A 13,306-nucleotide genomic window follows, 5' to 3' on the forward strand; every position below is an offset into this window, starting at 1 on the left:
GACGGGGCTGGGGAGGAGCGTGGAGATTCAGCATGATGGGTTCATGGCCACCCGTTCGGAGAAGCGACTCAGCGTCGTCGAAGTGACCCGGTATCGCCCTCGCGACGTCGACTACCACGCCTATGTCGAGGTGCTCAACTCCCGGGCGGTTCGGGCCGCCGAGGATGCCGGATGGATCGTGAACCGGGTCGCCGCGGCCGACGTCGGCACGGCCTCCCTGCTCGCCCTCACCGACGCGAGCGAGGCCATCATGCTCATGGGCGGAGAGGACATCTCACCGCGTTTCTACGGCGGCGACGAGGACTACCCCTTCGAGAGCCAGCATTTCGAGACGGCCGACGAGGGGCAGATCGCCCTCGTGCATCGAGCGATCCGCAGGGGAACCCCACTTCTGGGCGTGTGCCGTGGACTGCAGATCATCACCGTGGCCCTCGGAGGCGACATCGTTCAGGATCTCGGCACCGACACGATCCACAAGAACCTCGGAGCCCCTATCCGCGACATCATGGCAGCGCACCCGGTGGCCCTCGACCGCTCCTCGAGGCTCGCCGCAGACCTCGGCACACGCGAACTCGTCGTGCAGAGCGCGCATCACCAGGCCGTCGGCCGGCTCGGCGACGGACTCGTGGCCGTGGGCACGGCCCCCGACGGTGTCGTGGAGGCGGTCGAGCATGTCGATGCTCCGATCACCGGCGTGCAGTTCCACCCCGAGGACCCCGGTGCGCCAGCCGGCCAGCTGGCCTCCCTCGTCGCCAGGCTGAGCGCCCGCGAGGCGGCGTTCGCCTGAGGCCGAACGCCCGCAGTCGGTCGGTCAATCGGTCGAGCGGGTCGCCGCCGCGATGATCGCGGTGAGAGACGCCTGCATGGCCTGGAGTTCGGAGACGGGCATGCCGAGCTGCTCGATCATCGTCTGCGGAATCGACTCCGCCCGCGACCGCAGCTTCCGTCCCTCCGGCGTGAGCGTGACGTCGAGACGCCTCTCGTCCGTCGCGCTGCGCCGACGATCGATCAGACCGGATGCCTCGAGCCGCTTGAGCAGGGGAGACAGGGTCGCGGGGTCGAGTTGCAGCGCGGCGCCCAAGTCCTTCACCGATCTCGGATCCTGCTGCCACAGAGCGAGCATCACCAGGTACTGGGGATGGGTCAGTCCGAGCGGCTCGAGAACGGGACGGTAGAGAGCGATGACGCTGCGAGAGGCGACTGCGAGGGCGAAGCACACCTGATTCTCGAGTGCGAGCACATCGACGTCGTCGGTCACGCCCGCCCCCTCCACCGTGCGTTTCGCACGAATCAATAGGGCACTAAGTATATGGCGCCTACAGGCCGGGAACGTGCCGGATGTTGGACCGCGCGAGCTTGACGGCCTCTCCGACACCGCCGTTCAACACGAGCTTCGACATCGCGAGACCGAAACCGCTGACCTGCTTCGCCGTGATCGTGGGCGGCAGCGACAGCGCCAACGGGTCGGTGCTGATGTCGACCAGAGCCGGGCCGTCATGGGCGAACGCCTCGCCGAGCGCATCCTTCAGCTGCCCCGGGTCGTCGACCCGGCGCGCGAAGAAGCCGAGCGCCGTCGCAACGGCGGCGTAGTCCACGCCGGGCACATCCACGCCGAAATCGGGATAACCGTCGACGAACATCTCGAGTTTCACGAGACCGAGGGTGGAGTTGTTGAACACGACGACCTTGATCGGCAGTCTGTAGGCGGCGATGGTGACGAGCTCACCGAGCAGCATCGACAGCCCGCCGTCGCCCGAGATCGTGACGACCTGCCTGCCGGGATACGCCGACTGTGCTCCGATCGCCTGCGGAACCGCGTTCGCCATCGATCCGTGCAGATACGACCCGATCAGCCGCCGCCTGCCGTTGGGCGTGATGTACCGCGCCTGCCAGACATTGCCCATGCCGGTGTCGGCCGTCACGATCGCGTCGTCGGAGATGAGCTCGTCGAGCACGGTCGCGGCGAACTCAGGGTGAATCGGCACCGCCCGGTCGACGTCGGTGTACTTTCCGACCACGGAGTCGAGGAGCTTGTGGTGCCGCTTGAGGGTCTTGTCGAGGAACGACCGGCTTCGCTCGCCCCGGATCAGGGGCGTGAGGGCGGCGAGGGTGGATGCGACATCGCCGTGGATCGCGTGCGTCACACTCGCCCTCCTGCCGAGGTGCGAGGCGTCGGCGTCGATCTGTGCGATCACGACTTTGCGACCGTCGGGCAGGAACTGCTCGTAGGGGAAGTCGGTGCCGAGGAGGATGAGCAGCTCTGCGTCGTGGATCCCGGCGTGGGCGGCGCCGTAGCCGAGCAGGCCCGTCATGCCCACGTCGAAGGGGTTGTCGTACTGGATCCACTGCTTGCCGCGAACGGTGTGGCCCACGGGAGCGGCGAGGAGATCGGCGAACGCCACCACCTCGTCGTGCGATCCCTCGACGCCCGCGCCGGCGAAGATCGCCACCGTCTTCGCCTCGTTGATCGCGGCGGCAAGCGTCTCGACGTCGGCCGAGTCGGGCACGATCGCGGGGGTCCGGGGCAGAACGAATGCGGGGGCCGAGCCCTCGGCATCCAGTTCTGCGACGTCGCCGGGCAGCGACACGACGGCCACGCCGCCCAGGCCTGTGGCATGACGGATGGCCGAGTTCACGACGCGGGGCGCCTGCGCGGCCGTCGAGACGAGTTCGCAGTAGTTCGAGCACTCGACGAAGAGCCGGTCGGGGTGCGTCTCCTGAAAGTAGGAGCTGCCGATCTCGACGCTCGGGATGTGGCTCGCGATGGCGAGCACGGGAGCGCCGGATCGATGCGCGTCGAACAGGCCGTTGATGAGGTGAAGGTTGCCGGGCCCGCAGCTGCCGGCGCAGACGGCGAGGCGGCCGGTGAGCTGGGCCTCGGCGCCGGCGGCGAAGGCAGCCGCCTCCTCGTTGCGCACGTGGATCCAGTCGATGCCGCCGTGGGCCGAGCCCCCGGTGCGGCGAACGGCGTCGACCACGGGGTTGAGGCTGTCTCCCACGATCCCGTAGATGCGGTGCACCCCCGCGTCGATGAGCTGGGCGATGAGCTGGTCTGCAACGGTTCTGGCCATGGGCCCAGTAAACCCTGCTCGGCTGGACGGGGCCTAGGACGCCTGTCGAGTCTCGGCTGCGGTGCGCGGCCATCGCCGGGAGATCCAGAGCACCCCGGCCGCGGTCAGGCCGATGACCGCGGCGATCAACACCACGTAGAACGCGACCGACACGTAGCCCTGAGGCGAGGTGTTGGGGTTGAGGAACGGGTAGGGATACCAGTAGTCGGTCGAGGCGACCTGGTCGACGACGAAGGGAGCGCGGACGAGCGTGTAGACGACCCAGGCCAGGGGATAGATCAGGATGATGCCGATGCGTCGCGCCCCGAGCGGCCGGCGGCCGGGCGCGAGGATCCAGTCGACCAGGAGGTACGCGGGGGCGACGGCGTGCAGGATCTCGTTGGACCACCCGAGGGTCGCGCCCTGGGGCAGCTCGATGCCGCGCAGAAGCAGGTTGTAGACGATGCCGGTGACGACCATGTAGGTGACCACCGCGGAGCGCGTCACCTGGAACCATTCGGGATCCGCGCCGCGTCGTGAGACGAGAAGGCATGCCCCGATGGCGAGAACCACGGTCGCGGCGATGTTCGACTCGATGGTGAAGAAGCTGAAGAAGTTCACGATGTTGCTGCCGACGTTCGTGACGCCCCTCGACGACCAGAACGCGAGGCTCGTGATGAGCTGGCCGACGATGGCGGCGATGATCGCGACGGCGATGGCGGAGCGGAAGACCGCGAAGAGGATTCTCATGCCGGTGTCATCCCCTTCGACGCGACCGAGGTGTAGCTGGAGACGCTGTGTTGCGGAAAACCGTGTGCACTCCAGGGGAGCCGTGTGCCCTCGACTGGATTTGAACCAGCGACCTATTCCTTCGGAGGGAAGCGCTCTTCCGCTGAGCTACGAGGGCGTACTCCAGAAAACCTACCAGAAGCGGCGCACAGTAGCGCGCTTCGGCGGCTGCACGCAACGGCCGCACGGGCAACATCATCCGGAAACATTCGGATGACATGATGCTGCTCATGAAGCGCTCCGTCTCCGCCCACATCGCCGTCCGAATCGACAGCCCGGTGACCATGGTCTTCGCCGCATCCGTGGCCGAGGGCATCACCCGGGAGGTCGAGACACTCGACTTCCGCTACGGGGGAAGCAGCATCACGCCCGTGGAGATCAGCGACCTGCACGGCACCCGCCTCCATCAGTTCACCGTGGGCGCCGGCACCCTCACCATGGACTACTGGGCCACGGTGACGGGGGAGGCCGTGCCCGCCGAGATCACGGCCATCGATCGCATCACCTACCTCAAGCCCAGCCGGTACTGCGAGTCCGACATCCTGTTGCCGACCGCCGTGTCGGAGTTCGCCGGGCTGAAGGGCAGGGCTCTCCTCGACGGAGTCAGCTCCTGGGTCGGCGACAAGCTCAGCTATGTGCCGGGCTCGAGCCTGCCCACAGACGGCGCCGTACGCACTCTGCTCGCGCGACAGGGGGTGTGCCGCGACTACGCCCATCTCGTGGTGGCGCTGCTGCGCGCCCTCGACGTTCCGGCGCGACTCGTCGCGGTCTACGCGCCCGGGCTCGATCCCATGGACTTCCACGCCGTGGCCGAGGCGTTCATCGACGGCGCCTGGCACATCGTGGATGCGACGGCCCTGGCGCCCCGACAGAGCCTCGTGCGCATCTCCACGGGTCGCGACGCCGCCGACACCGCCTTCCTCACCAACCACGACGGGCTCCTCACCCTGACCGAGCTCGAGGTCACGGCGACGGTCGACGAGCTGCCCACCGACGACGTGACCCAGCTGGTGCAGCTGCGCTGACCGGGGCGGCGGCCCGCGCAGACGGGCCGGCACGGCCCGAACGGTAAGATCGACGCTCGTGACTCCCGAACAGCTCTCCCTCGCCCTCTTCGACATCGTGACCGCCCGCATCGAGCGGCGCCGTGCAGCCGGAGAGGCCGTTCCGGACGGCGCCGTCACGATCGCCGACCTCGCGCTCGAGCGTCCGCGCAACCGCGACCACGGAGACTGGGCGTCGAACGTTGCCATGAAGTTCGCAGGCCGTCTCGGCACGAACCCTCGCGCGTTCGCCGCCGAGATCACGCCCGAGATCGAGGCGATCCCCGGCGTGGCGTCGGTGGATGTCGCGGGTCCCGGATTCATCAACATCACGCTCGACGTCGCCGCGGCCGCCGAGATCGCCCGGCAGATCGTCGATGCCGGAGACGAGTACGGGCGCAACGACTCCCTTGCAGGCCTCTCGGTCAACATGGAGTTCGTCTCGGCGAACCCGACCGGGCCCCTGCACCTCGGGCACACCCGGTGGGCCGCACTCGGCGACGCGATCGCCCGCGTGCTGCGCGCATCCGGTGCCGTGGTCGCGACCGAGTACTACATCAACGACGCCGGCAACCAGATGGACAACTTCGGCCTCTCGATCCTTGCGGCCGCCAAGGGCGAGCCGACGCCCGAGAAGGGATACCCCGGCGCCTACATCGGCGAGCTCGCGAAGCACGTGCTCGAGAGCGTGCCGAACCTGCTCGAGCTTCCGCTCGACGAGGCCGTTCCGCTCGCCCGCGACCTCGGCTACCTGAAGCAGCTCGAGGAGATCAAGGACTCCCTCGAACGCTTCCACGTGCACTTCGACGTGTTCTTCTCGGAGCGCACCCTGCACGCGGGCGACCCCGCGACCGGCCGGAGTCTCATCGACGACGCGGCCGACCGGCTGCGCGCCCAGGGCCACGTCTTCGAGGCCGACGATGCGGTGTGGGTGCGCACCACCGACTTCGGCGACGACAAGGATCGTGTGCTGACCCGTGGCAACGGCGTCGTCACCTACTTCGCCGCAGACGCCGCGTACTACCTCAGCAAGAAGGACCGCGGCTTCACCGAGAAGATCTACCTCCTGGGCGCAGACCACCACGGCTACGTGGGCCGCCTCAAGGCCCTGGCCGCCGCGGCGGGTGACGACCCGAACGTGAACATCTCGGTGCTGATCGGCCAGCTGGTGAACCTCAACGGAGCCAGGCTCTCGAAGCGCGCGGGCAACATCATCGAGCTCGACGACCTGCTGGAATGGGTCGGCGCCGACGCCCTGCGGTACTCGCTCGCCCGGTATCCTGCGGATTCGCCGCTGTCGCTCGACGGAGACGTGCTGCGGTCGAAGACCAATGACAACCCCGTCTTCTACGTGCAGTACGCCCACTCGCGCACCCGTTCGGTTGCACGGAACGCGGCCGCGGCCGGGGTCGAGCGCTCCGCGTTCGATCCATCGCTGCTGTCGCACGAGTCGGAGACCGAACTGCTCGGATCGCTGCAGGAGTTCCCGCGCATCGTGCAGAAGTCGGCCGAGCTGCGCGAGCCGCATCGCATCGCCCGGTACCTCGAAGAGGTCGCCGGCCACTACCACCGCTGGTACTCGCAGGCCCGCGTGCTGCCGCTCGGCGACGAGCCGATCAGCGACCTGCACCGCACCCGCCTGTGGCTCAACGACGCAGCCGGCCAGGTCATCCGCAACGGACTCGACCTCCTCGGTGTGTCGGCCCCGGAACGGATGTAGCGGAGCATCGTGGGGGAGTCGACGTACCCGACCGAGCCTGTTCCGCGCCGCCGTCGCCGTGGTGTCGGGGTGGTGATCGCCCTGGTCGTGGTGGTGGTTCTCGCCGTCGGCGTGGTCGTGGCCGACGTGTCGCTGCGGGCCTACGCCCAGGATCGCGCGGCCTCCGAGATCGCTGCGAGCCTGCCCGACACGGTCGAGGGCGACATCGATGTGTCGATCGACGGGTTCTCGTTTCTGCAGCAGTATCTCTCGGGCACATTCGATCGGGTGGAGCTCGACGCTCCCGCCCTCACGGTCTCCGGGGTTCCGGTCGACGCGCACGTCGTCGCCACGGGGGTCCCCACCGATCTGTCGAAGCCTGTCGGCGCGGCGTCGGCCACCCTCACCCTCAGCCAGGACGCGGTGAACAGCGTTGTCGAAGTCCCCGGAGCCGCGACCCTGACACTCGATGATCAGGCTGTCGGCTATGACGGATCGATCTCGTTCCTCGGTCTGAGCATCGACTACCTGGTCACGGCCTCCGTCTCGGTGACGCCCGATTCGGTCGTGCTGTCGCCGCAGAAGGCGACTCTGACGGCCGGCTCGGCCGTGGTCGACGCCTCCGACGCGCTCGACGCGGTTCTCGACGAATCGATCCCCCTCTGTGTCGCAAGCTACCTGCCGCAGGGCGTCGAGCTCGCCGACCTCACGATCACGCCCGGCCAGGCGACCGTCGTGCTCCGGGCATCCGATCTCTCGATCGACGAGACGAGCCTGAGCACTCTGGGCGTCTGCCCGTGACCGACCCCCGGTTCTCGTTCCACGACGTGGGCGCGTCGCCCGGCGGCGCGCGTGCCCTCGCGATCACGGCCGATTCCGCGGTGTGGTGTGTCGACGGCTCTGCCGCCGTGCTGAGACGGTCGGTCGACGGCGAGCTGAGCCGGTTCGATCTCGGGCAGGCGACCGCAGAACCGCGCTCGGTGGCCGCGGCGACCCGAGACTCTGTCTGGGTCACCGATCGCGGCACCGATCGCATCCTCCGACTCGATCCCTCCGGCGTCGTCTGGTCGACGCGGGCTCCGACAGCGCATGCCGGGCTCGCCGGCATCGTCGGCCTCGACGACGGCAGCGCCTGGTTCGTCGAAGAGCGTGCGGATGCGATCGGTCGCGTCGACATCCTGGGCCGCGTCACCGAGTTCGCCCCGGGAGCCGTCGGGGGAGAGCCGTCCTCGATCGCGTCCGACGGCACATCGGTGTGGTTCGGACTTCCCGGGGCGCGCGCCATCGCCTACGCCCGGGGCGGCGACTCGCAGCCCGGCCTGGTGCGCTTCGACGACCCGCTCGCCGCTCCGACAGACGTGAGCGTCGGCGACGACGGATGCCTGTGGTTCGCCGATCCCGGACGTGGCGTCATCGGTCGCCTGGACCGCGGCGGCGAGGTGACCGAGTTCGCTCTCGCCGAGGGCCTTCGCCCGATCCGCGTCGGCGCCGACCCTCGGGGCGGCTGCTGGTTCACGATGCTGCACCGCGCCTCGATCGGTCGAGTCGACGGCGACGGCCGCATCGCCACGGTCGACATCCCCGGCGATCGAGGCGCTCCCGTTGCGATGGCTTCTGCTTCCTCCGGAGACCTGTGGCTCGCCCTCGAGCGCGGCGACCTCGCGCGCTTCGCCGACCCCGGAGACCCGGCCGACGGCATCCAGTAGTATTTCTGCTGTCGCCCTTCTGCGGGCGTGCACAGGCTTCAGGAACCAATCCGGGTTCGCTCGCCCCCACCCGACCACTGGTCCCGTGCCGGGACGATCGATCTCATCCGAGGATCCTCAATGACCTCCGTCGCAAGTCCCCTCGCGCCCGACTGGCTGGCCGTGCCCGCCGACCCGAATGATCTCCCCGCATCGGTGTGGCCGTCGAGCGTTCTCCGCGATCGGCACGGCGTGCTCTCGATCGGCGGCGTTCCCGCAACCGATCTCGTGCAGCAGTTCGGCACTCCGCTGTACGTGGTCGACGAGGAGCACGTGCGTGCGCGTGCCCGCGAGACCCTCGACGCGTTCACCGGTCAGTTCGAGCGCATCGGAACGCGGGCGAAGGTCTACTACGCGGGCAAGGCGTTCCTCAGCACCGCCGTCGCGCGCTGGGTGAGCGACGAGGGGCTCGGCGTCGATGTCTGCACGGGCGGAGAGCTCGCCGTCGCACTGGCGGCGGGGGTCGATCCGGGCCGCATCGGCATGCACGGCAACAACAAGTCGCTCGACGAGATCGAGCGGGCCGTCTCCGCCGGGGTCGGAACGATCGTGATCGACAGCGAGATCGAGATCGATCGCGTGGCCGCGGCCGCCGCCCGGCTGGGCCGCGTTCAGGGCGTGAGACTTCGCGTCAACAGCGGGGTGCACGCGCACACGCACGACTTTCTCGCCACCGCCCACGAAGACCAGAAGTTCGGCTTCCCCCTCGACCGCGCCGAAGCCGCCGTCAGGTCGATCCGTTCGCACGCCGCTCTCGAGTTCCGGGGGCTGCACTGCCACATCGGCTCGCAGATCTTCGGTGCCGACGGCTTCGCGGAATCGGCGGCACGTCTGCTCTCCCTGCACGCGAGACTGCTCGAGACCGGGCCCGTGCCCGAGCTCAACCTGGGAGGCGGATTCGGTATCGCGTACACGACCGCCGACGACCCCACTCCCATCGCGGAGCTCGCCGCCCGCATCGCGAGCATCGTCGAGGCGGAGTGCGCGGCTCTCGGCATCGCCCTTCCGGTCGTGGCCTTCGAGCCGGGACGCTCGATCATCGGCGGCGCGGGAGTCACCCTCTACAGTGTCGGCACCATCAAAGACGTCGATGTCACGCTTCAAGGCGGTTCGTCCGACGCCACCGCGCCGCGACGCTATGTGAGCGTCGACGGCGGCATGAGCGACAACGCACGAACCGCCCTCTACGGTGCCGACTATTCCGTGCGTATCGCGAGCCGCGCATCCGATGCCGATGCGGCCCTCGTGCGCATCGCGGGCAAGCACTGCGAGTCGGGCGACATCGTCGTGAACGCCGATTACCTGCCCGCCGACGTGACACCCGGCGACCTGCTCGCCGTGCCCGCGACCGGCGCCTACTGCTGGGCCCTGGCAAGCAACTACAACATCGTCGGTCGACCGCCTGTCGTCGCCGTCGCCAATGGCGAGGCGCGTCTGCTCATCCGCGGCGAGACCGAGCACGACCTTCTCGCGCGCGACACGGGTTTCGCGCCGACCGCACCGGGAGCATCATGATCGCCTATCGCAACCTCCGAGTCGCCCTCCTGGGAGCCGGTTCCGTCGGCGCCCAGGTGGCGACGCTGCTCACCGAACACCACGACGAGCTCGCCTCCCGGGTCGGAGCCGGTCTCGACCTGGTCGGCATCGCGGTGCGCGATGTCGACGCACCCCGCTCGGCGCCACTCGATCCGGCACTGCTCACGACCGACGCGATGAGCCTCATCGAGTCGGCCGACATCGTGATCGAGCTGATGGGCGGCATCGAGCCGGCCCGCAGCTACATCCTGCACGCGCTCAATTCGGGTGCCGACGTCGTCACCGGCAACAAGGCGCTCCTCGCCGCCCACGGGCCCGAGCTGCAGGCCGCAGCCGAGCAGGTCGGTGCGCAGGTCTACTACGAGGCCGCCGTTGCGGGGGCGATTCCGATCATCCGTCCCCTGCGGGAGAGCCTCGCCGGTGACCGCGTCAAGCGGATCCTGGGCATCGTCAACGGCACCACGAACTTCATCCTCGACAAGATGGACGTGGAGGGCGACACCTTCGAGAACGCCCTGGCCGTGGCGACGGAGCTGGGCTACGCCGAGGCCGACCCCACCGCCGACATCGAGGGCTACGACGCCGCGCAGAAGGCGGCCATCCTCGCCCGGCTCGCCTTCCACACCGACGTTCCCGTCGAGGCCGTGCACCGTGAGGGCATCACGACGATCACCGCGGCACAGGTGAGCCAGGCCCAGAAGGCCGGCTACGTGGTCAAGCTGCTGGCAATCTGCGAGCGGCTCACCGACCCGGAGACCGGCGTCGAGGGGGTCTCGGCCCGCGTGTATCCGGCCCTGATCTCCCGCCAGCACCCGCTCGCGGCCGTCCACGGCGGCAAGAACGCGGTGTTCGTCGAGGCGGAGGCCGCCGGAGATCTCATGTTCTACGGCGCGGGAGCGGGCGGCATCGAGACGGCCTCGGCGGTTCTCGGCGACGTCGTCTCCGCGGCTCGACGCCACGTCGCCGGCGGTCCGGGCGTGGCGGAGACGACCCACGCGAACCTCACCATCCTGCCGATCGACAGCGTGAGCACCCGTTATCAGATCACCCTCGAGGTCTCGGATGCGCCGGGCGTGCTCGCGCGCATCGCCTCGCTGTTCAGCGAGCACGGCGTCTCCGTCGAGGCCGTGCAGCAGTCGGTCGCGTCGGTGGGGCCGGATGCCGTGGCCGCGGGAACGACGGAGGGCTCCGGCACCGCTACCCTTGTCATTGTCACCCACGAGGCCAGCGAGCGCGCACTGTCGCGCACGGTGGCCGCCATCGCCGACCAGAAGGTCGTCGTGCGGGTCGAATCCGTTCTGAGAGTTGAAGGAGCATGAATCCCGTGAGCACCACACGAGCATCCCGCCAGTGGCGCGGAGTGCTGCACGAGTACGCGGACCGTCTCGACATCTCGGAGGCGACCCCCATCGTGACGCTCGGCGAGGGTGGAACGCCCCTCATCCCGGCGCCCGCGCTGTCTGCTCGCACCGGAGCCCAGGTCTACGTGAAGTTCGAGGGCATGAACCCCACGGGCTCGTTCAAGGACCGTGGCATGACCATGGCCATCTCGAAGGCCGTCGAGCATGGCGCCAAGGCCGTCATCTGCGCGTCCACGGGCAACACGTCGGCGTCTGCCGCGGCCTACGCCACCCACGCGGGCATCACGGCCGCGGTGCTCGTGCCGGAGGGCAAGATCGCTCTCGGCAAGCTCAGCCAGGCCATCGCGCACAACGCCGAGCTGCTGCAGGTCCGCGGCAACTTCGACGACTGCCTCGACATCGCCCGCGACCTCGCCGAGAACTACCCCGTGCACCTGGTGAACTCGGTGAACCCCGATCGCATCGAGGGCCAGAAGACCGCCGCGTTCGAGGTCGTCGAGGTCCTCGGCGACGCTCCCGACTTCCACATCGTTCCCGTCGGCAACGCGGGCAACTACACGGCCTACTCGCGCGGCTATTCAGAAGAACTCGTGCGCGGCGAGACCACCAAGCTTCCCCGCATGTTCGGATTCCAGGCGTCGGGCAGTGCACCCATCGTGCGCGGCGAGATCGTGCGCAACCCCGAGACGATCGCGTCGGCCATCCGCATCGGAAACCCGGCGTCGTGGGAGCTCGCACTCGCAGCACGCGAGGCGAACGACGGATACTTCGGCGCCATCGACGACGACAAGATCCTCGAGGCCTACCGCATCCTCTCGGCCGAGGTGGGCATCTTCGTCGAGCCGGCGTCAGCCATCAGCGTCGCCGGCCTGCTCGAGCGTGCCGACGCCGGCGTGATCGGCAAGGGGGCCGTTGTTGTGCTCACCGTCACGGGCCACGGACTGAAAGACCCGCAGTGGGCTCTCAAGACGGCCGACGGCTCCGATGTGACGCCCACCTCGGTCGCCGTCGACACCGACGAGATCGCCGGCGTGCTCGGACTCTCGAAAGCCGACTCGTGAGCCTTGCGGGCCGTTCGGTCACGGTCAAGGTTCCGGCCACGACCGCCAACCTCGGCCCGGGCTTCGACACCCTGGGCCTCGCGCTCGCGCTCTATGACGAGCTGACCGTCACGGTTCGCGATGAGCCCGGAGCGACGGTTCAGGTCACCGGTGTGGGGGAGGGCGAGGTTCCCACCGACGAGTCCAACCTCGTCGTGCGCGCCATCGCGCACGCCTTCGCCGCCTACGACCAGCCCCTGCCGGGGCTCGACCTCGTCGCCCGCAACGTCATTCCCCACGGCCGCGGTCTCGGATCGTCGGGCGCTGCGATCGTCTCGGGGATCATGGCCGCCAAGGGCCTGCTCGAAGGCATCGTCGACATCGACGCGCTCGGCCTGCTCGCCCTGGCCACCGAGATGGAGGGGCACCCCGACAACGTGGCGCCCTGCCTGTTCGGCGGGCTCACGATCGCCTGGGTCACCGCCGAGGGACCCCAGTTCAAGAAGCTCATCGTGCACAGGGGAGTCTCGCCCCTCGTGCTCGTGCCTCAGGCCACGATGTCGACCGCCCTCGCCCGCAGCCTGCAGCCGGAGTCCGTTCCGCACGCCGACGCGATCTTCAACGTGTCGCGGTCGACGCTTCTGATCGCGGCGCTCATCCAGAGCCCCGAGCTGCTGCTCGCGGCAACCGAGGATCGCTTGCACCAGAACTATCGCGCCGAGGCCATGCCCGACACGTCACGACTGATCGGGCTCCTGCGCGAGCAGGGGTTCCCTGCCGTCGTCTCCGGCGCAGGTCCCAGCATCCTGGTGCTGTGCAGCGATCCCGCCCAGCGCCTCGCCGCCGTCGAACTGGTCGAATCGCAATCCGCGACGCCATGGACATCGCTCGTACTGGCTGTCGACTTCAAAGGTGCTACAGTGGTCACGCATCCGGTTGAAGCGGCTTGATCCAAGCTCGTACCCGGTAGCAATCTCACACTCATCGCTGCCCCGCGACTTACGCGTACTGGCTCAGCACCTCTCGCCCATACGCCTCGTACA

At 68.8% G+C, this 13,306-nt stretch carries 12 protein-coding genes and 1 tRNA gene; 9 read left to right on the plus strand and 4 right to left on the minus strand.

Annotated elements, in window-relative coordinates; genetic code table 11:
- The first annotated feature begins 43 nt into the window (after nucleotides 1-43).
- On the plus strand, nucleotides 44-787 hold the full coding sequence (locus tag QCD70_RS01430; protein ID WP_301213337.1) for a gamma-glutamyl-gamma-aminobutyrate hydrolase family protein: 744 nt from the start codon (nucleotides 44-46) through the stop codon (nucleotides 785-787).
- A gap of 24 nt (nucleotides 788-811) precedes the next feature.
- Here the strand turns inward: QCD70_RS01430 and QCD70_RS01435 are convergent, their stop codons facing one another.
- From QCD70_RS01435 to QCD70_RS01450, 4 genes are all read right to left on the minus strand, one after another.
- On the minus strand, nucleotides 812-1,258 hold the full coding sequence (locus QCD70_RS01435) for a MarR family winged helix-turn-helix transcriptional regulator (RefSeq protein ID WP_301213338.1): 447 nt from the start codon (nucleotides 1,256-1,258) through the stop codon (nucleotides 812-814).
- 58 nt (nucleotides 1,259-1,316) lie between these two features.
- A complete protein-coding gene (locus QCD70_RS01440) occupies nucleotides 1,317-3,071 on the minus strand; it encodes a pyruvate dehydrogenase (protein WP_301213339.1) in 1,755 nt (584 codons plus the stop codon).
- Nucleotides 3,072-3,104: 33 nt separating this feature from the next.
- On the minus strand, nucleotides 3,105-3,800 hold the full coding sequence (locus tag QCD70_RS01445; protein WP_301213340.1) for a Pr6Pr family membrane protein: 696 nt from the start codon (nucleotides 3,798-3,800) through the stop codon (nucleotides 3,105-3,107).
- A gap of 85 nt (nucleotides 3,801-3,885) precedes the next feature.
- Nucleotides 3,886-3,957 (minus strand) — tRNA-Arg (locus QCD70_RS01450).
- A gap of 112 nt (nucleotides 3,958-4,069) precedes the next feature.
- Here QCD70_RS01450 and QCD70_RS01455 point away from each other — a divergent pair.
- The 8 genes from QCD70_RS01455 (at nucleotide 4,070) to thrB (ending at nucleotide 13,213) form a co-directional block, all read left to right on the plus strand.
- A complete protein-coding gene (locus tag QCD70_RS01455; protein WP_301213341.1) occupies nucleotides 4,070-4,864 on the plus strand; it encodes a transglutaminase-like domain-containing protein in 795 nt (264 codons plus the stop codon).
- Nucleotides 4,865-4,922: 58 nt separating this feature from the next.
- Nucleotides 4,923-6,602: an arginine--tRNA ligase gene (gene argS / locus QCD70_RS01460; RefSeq protein WP_301213342.1), complete on the plus strand. Its 1,680-nt coding sequence runs from the start codon at nucleotides 4,923-4,925 to the stop codon at nucleotides 6,600-6,602.
- Between the two features lie 9 nt (nucleotides 6,603-6,611).
- Nucleotides 6,612-7,382, plus strand: a complete 771-nt coding sequence (locus QCD70_RS01465; protein ID WP_301213343.1) for an LmeA family phospholipid-binding protein — start codon at nucleotides 6,612-6,614, stop codon at nucleotides 7,380-7,382.
- The gene (locus QCD70_RS01470) at nucleotides 7,379-8,287 is read left to right on the plus strand and encodes a Vgb family protein (protein ID WP_301213344.1); all 909 of its coding nucleotides are present in this window, start codon (nucleotides 7,379-7,381) and stop codon (nucleotides 8,285-8,287) included. Before QCD70_RS01465 ends, QCD70_RS01470 begins: the two co-directional genes overlap by 4 nt.
- Before the next feature lie 120 nt (nucleotides 8,288-8,407).
- A complete protein-coding gene (gene lysA / locus QCD70_RS01475) occupies nucleotides 8,408-9,841 on the plus strand; it encodes a diaminopimelate decarboxylase (protein ID WP_301213345.1) in 1,434 nt (477 codons plus the stop codon).
- Entirely contained in the window at nucleotides 9,838-11,181 is a 1,344-nt protein-coding gene (locus tag QCD70_RS01480) for a homoserine dehydrogenase (RefSeq protein WP_301213346.1), read from the plus strand. Before lysA ends, QCD70_RS01480 begins: the two co-directional genes overlap by 4 nt.
- A 5-nt stretch (nucleotides 11,182-11,186) precedes the next feature.
- Nucleotides 11,187-12,284 carry a threonine synthase gene (gene thrC / locus QCD70_RS01485; protein WP_235497216.1) on the plus strand — a complete coding sequence of 366 codons (1,098 nt, stop codon included), beginning with the start codon at nucleotides 11,187-11,189 and terminating at the stop codon, nucleotides 12,282-12,284.
- Entirely contained in the window at nucleotides 12,281-13,213 is a 933-nt protein-coding gene (gene thrB, locus QCD70_RS01490) for a homoserine kinase (RefSeq protein ID WP_301213347.1), read from the plus strand. Before thrC ends, thrB begins: the two co-directional genes overlap by 4 nt.
- Nucleotides 13,214-13,306: the final 93 nt, after the last annotated feature.

The sequence above is a fragment of the Agreia sp. PsM10 genome (assembly GCF_030433855.1).
GTDB lineage: Bacteria > Actinomycetota > Actinomycetes > Actinomycetales > Microbacteriaceae > Agreia.

Excerpts from the sequence above, each read along its gene's own strand:
- QCD70_RS01455 (WP_301213341.1), top strand. The coding sequence starts at position 4,070 with ATGAAGCGCTCCGTCTCCGCCCACATCGCCGTCCGAATCGACAGCCCG.
- QCD70_RS01440 (WP_301213339.1), bottom strand. The coding sequence starts at position 3,071 with ATGGCCAGAACCGTTGCAGACCAGCTCATCGCCCAGCTCATCGACGCG.
- lysA (WP_301213345.1), top strand. The coding sequence starts at position 8,408 with ATGACCTCCGTCGCAAGTCCCCTCGCGCCCGACTGGCTGGCCGTGCCC.
- QCD70_RS01445 (WP_301213340.1), bottom strand. The coding sequence starts at position 3,800 with ATGAGAATCCTCTTCGCGGTCTTCCGCTCCGCCATCGCCGTCGCGATC.
- QCD70_RS01480 (WP_301213346.1), top strand. The coding sequence starts at position 9,838 with ATGATCGCCTATCGCAACCTCCGAGTCGCCCTCCTGGGAGCCGGTTCC.
- QCD70_RS01430 (WP_301213337.1), top strand. The coding sequence starts at position 44 with ATGGCCACCCGTTCGGAGAAGCGACTCAGCGTCGTCGAAGTGACCCGG.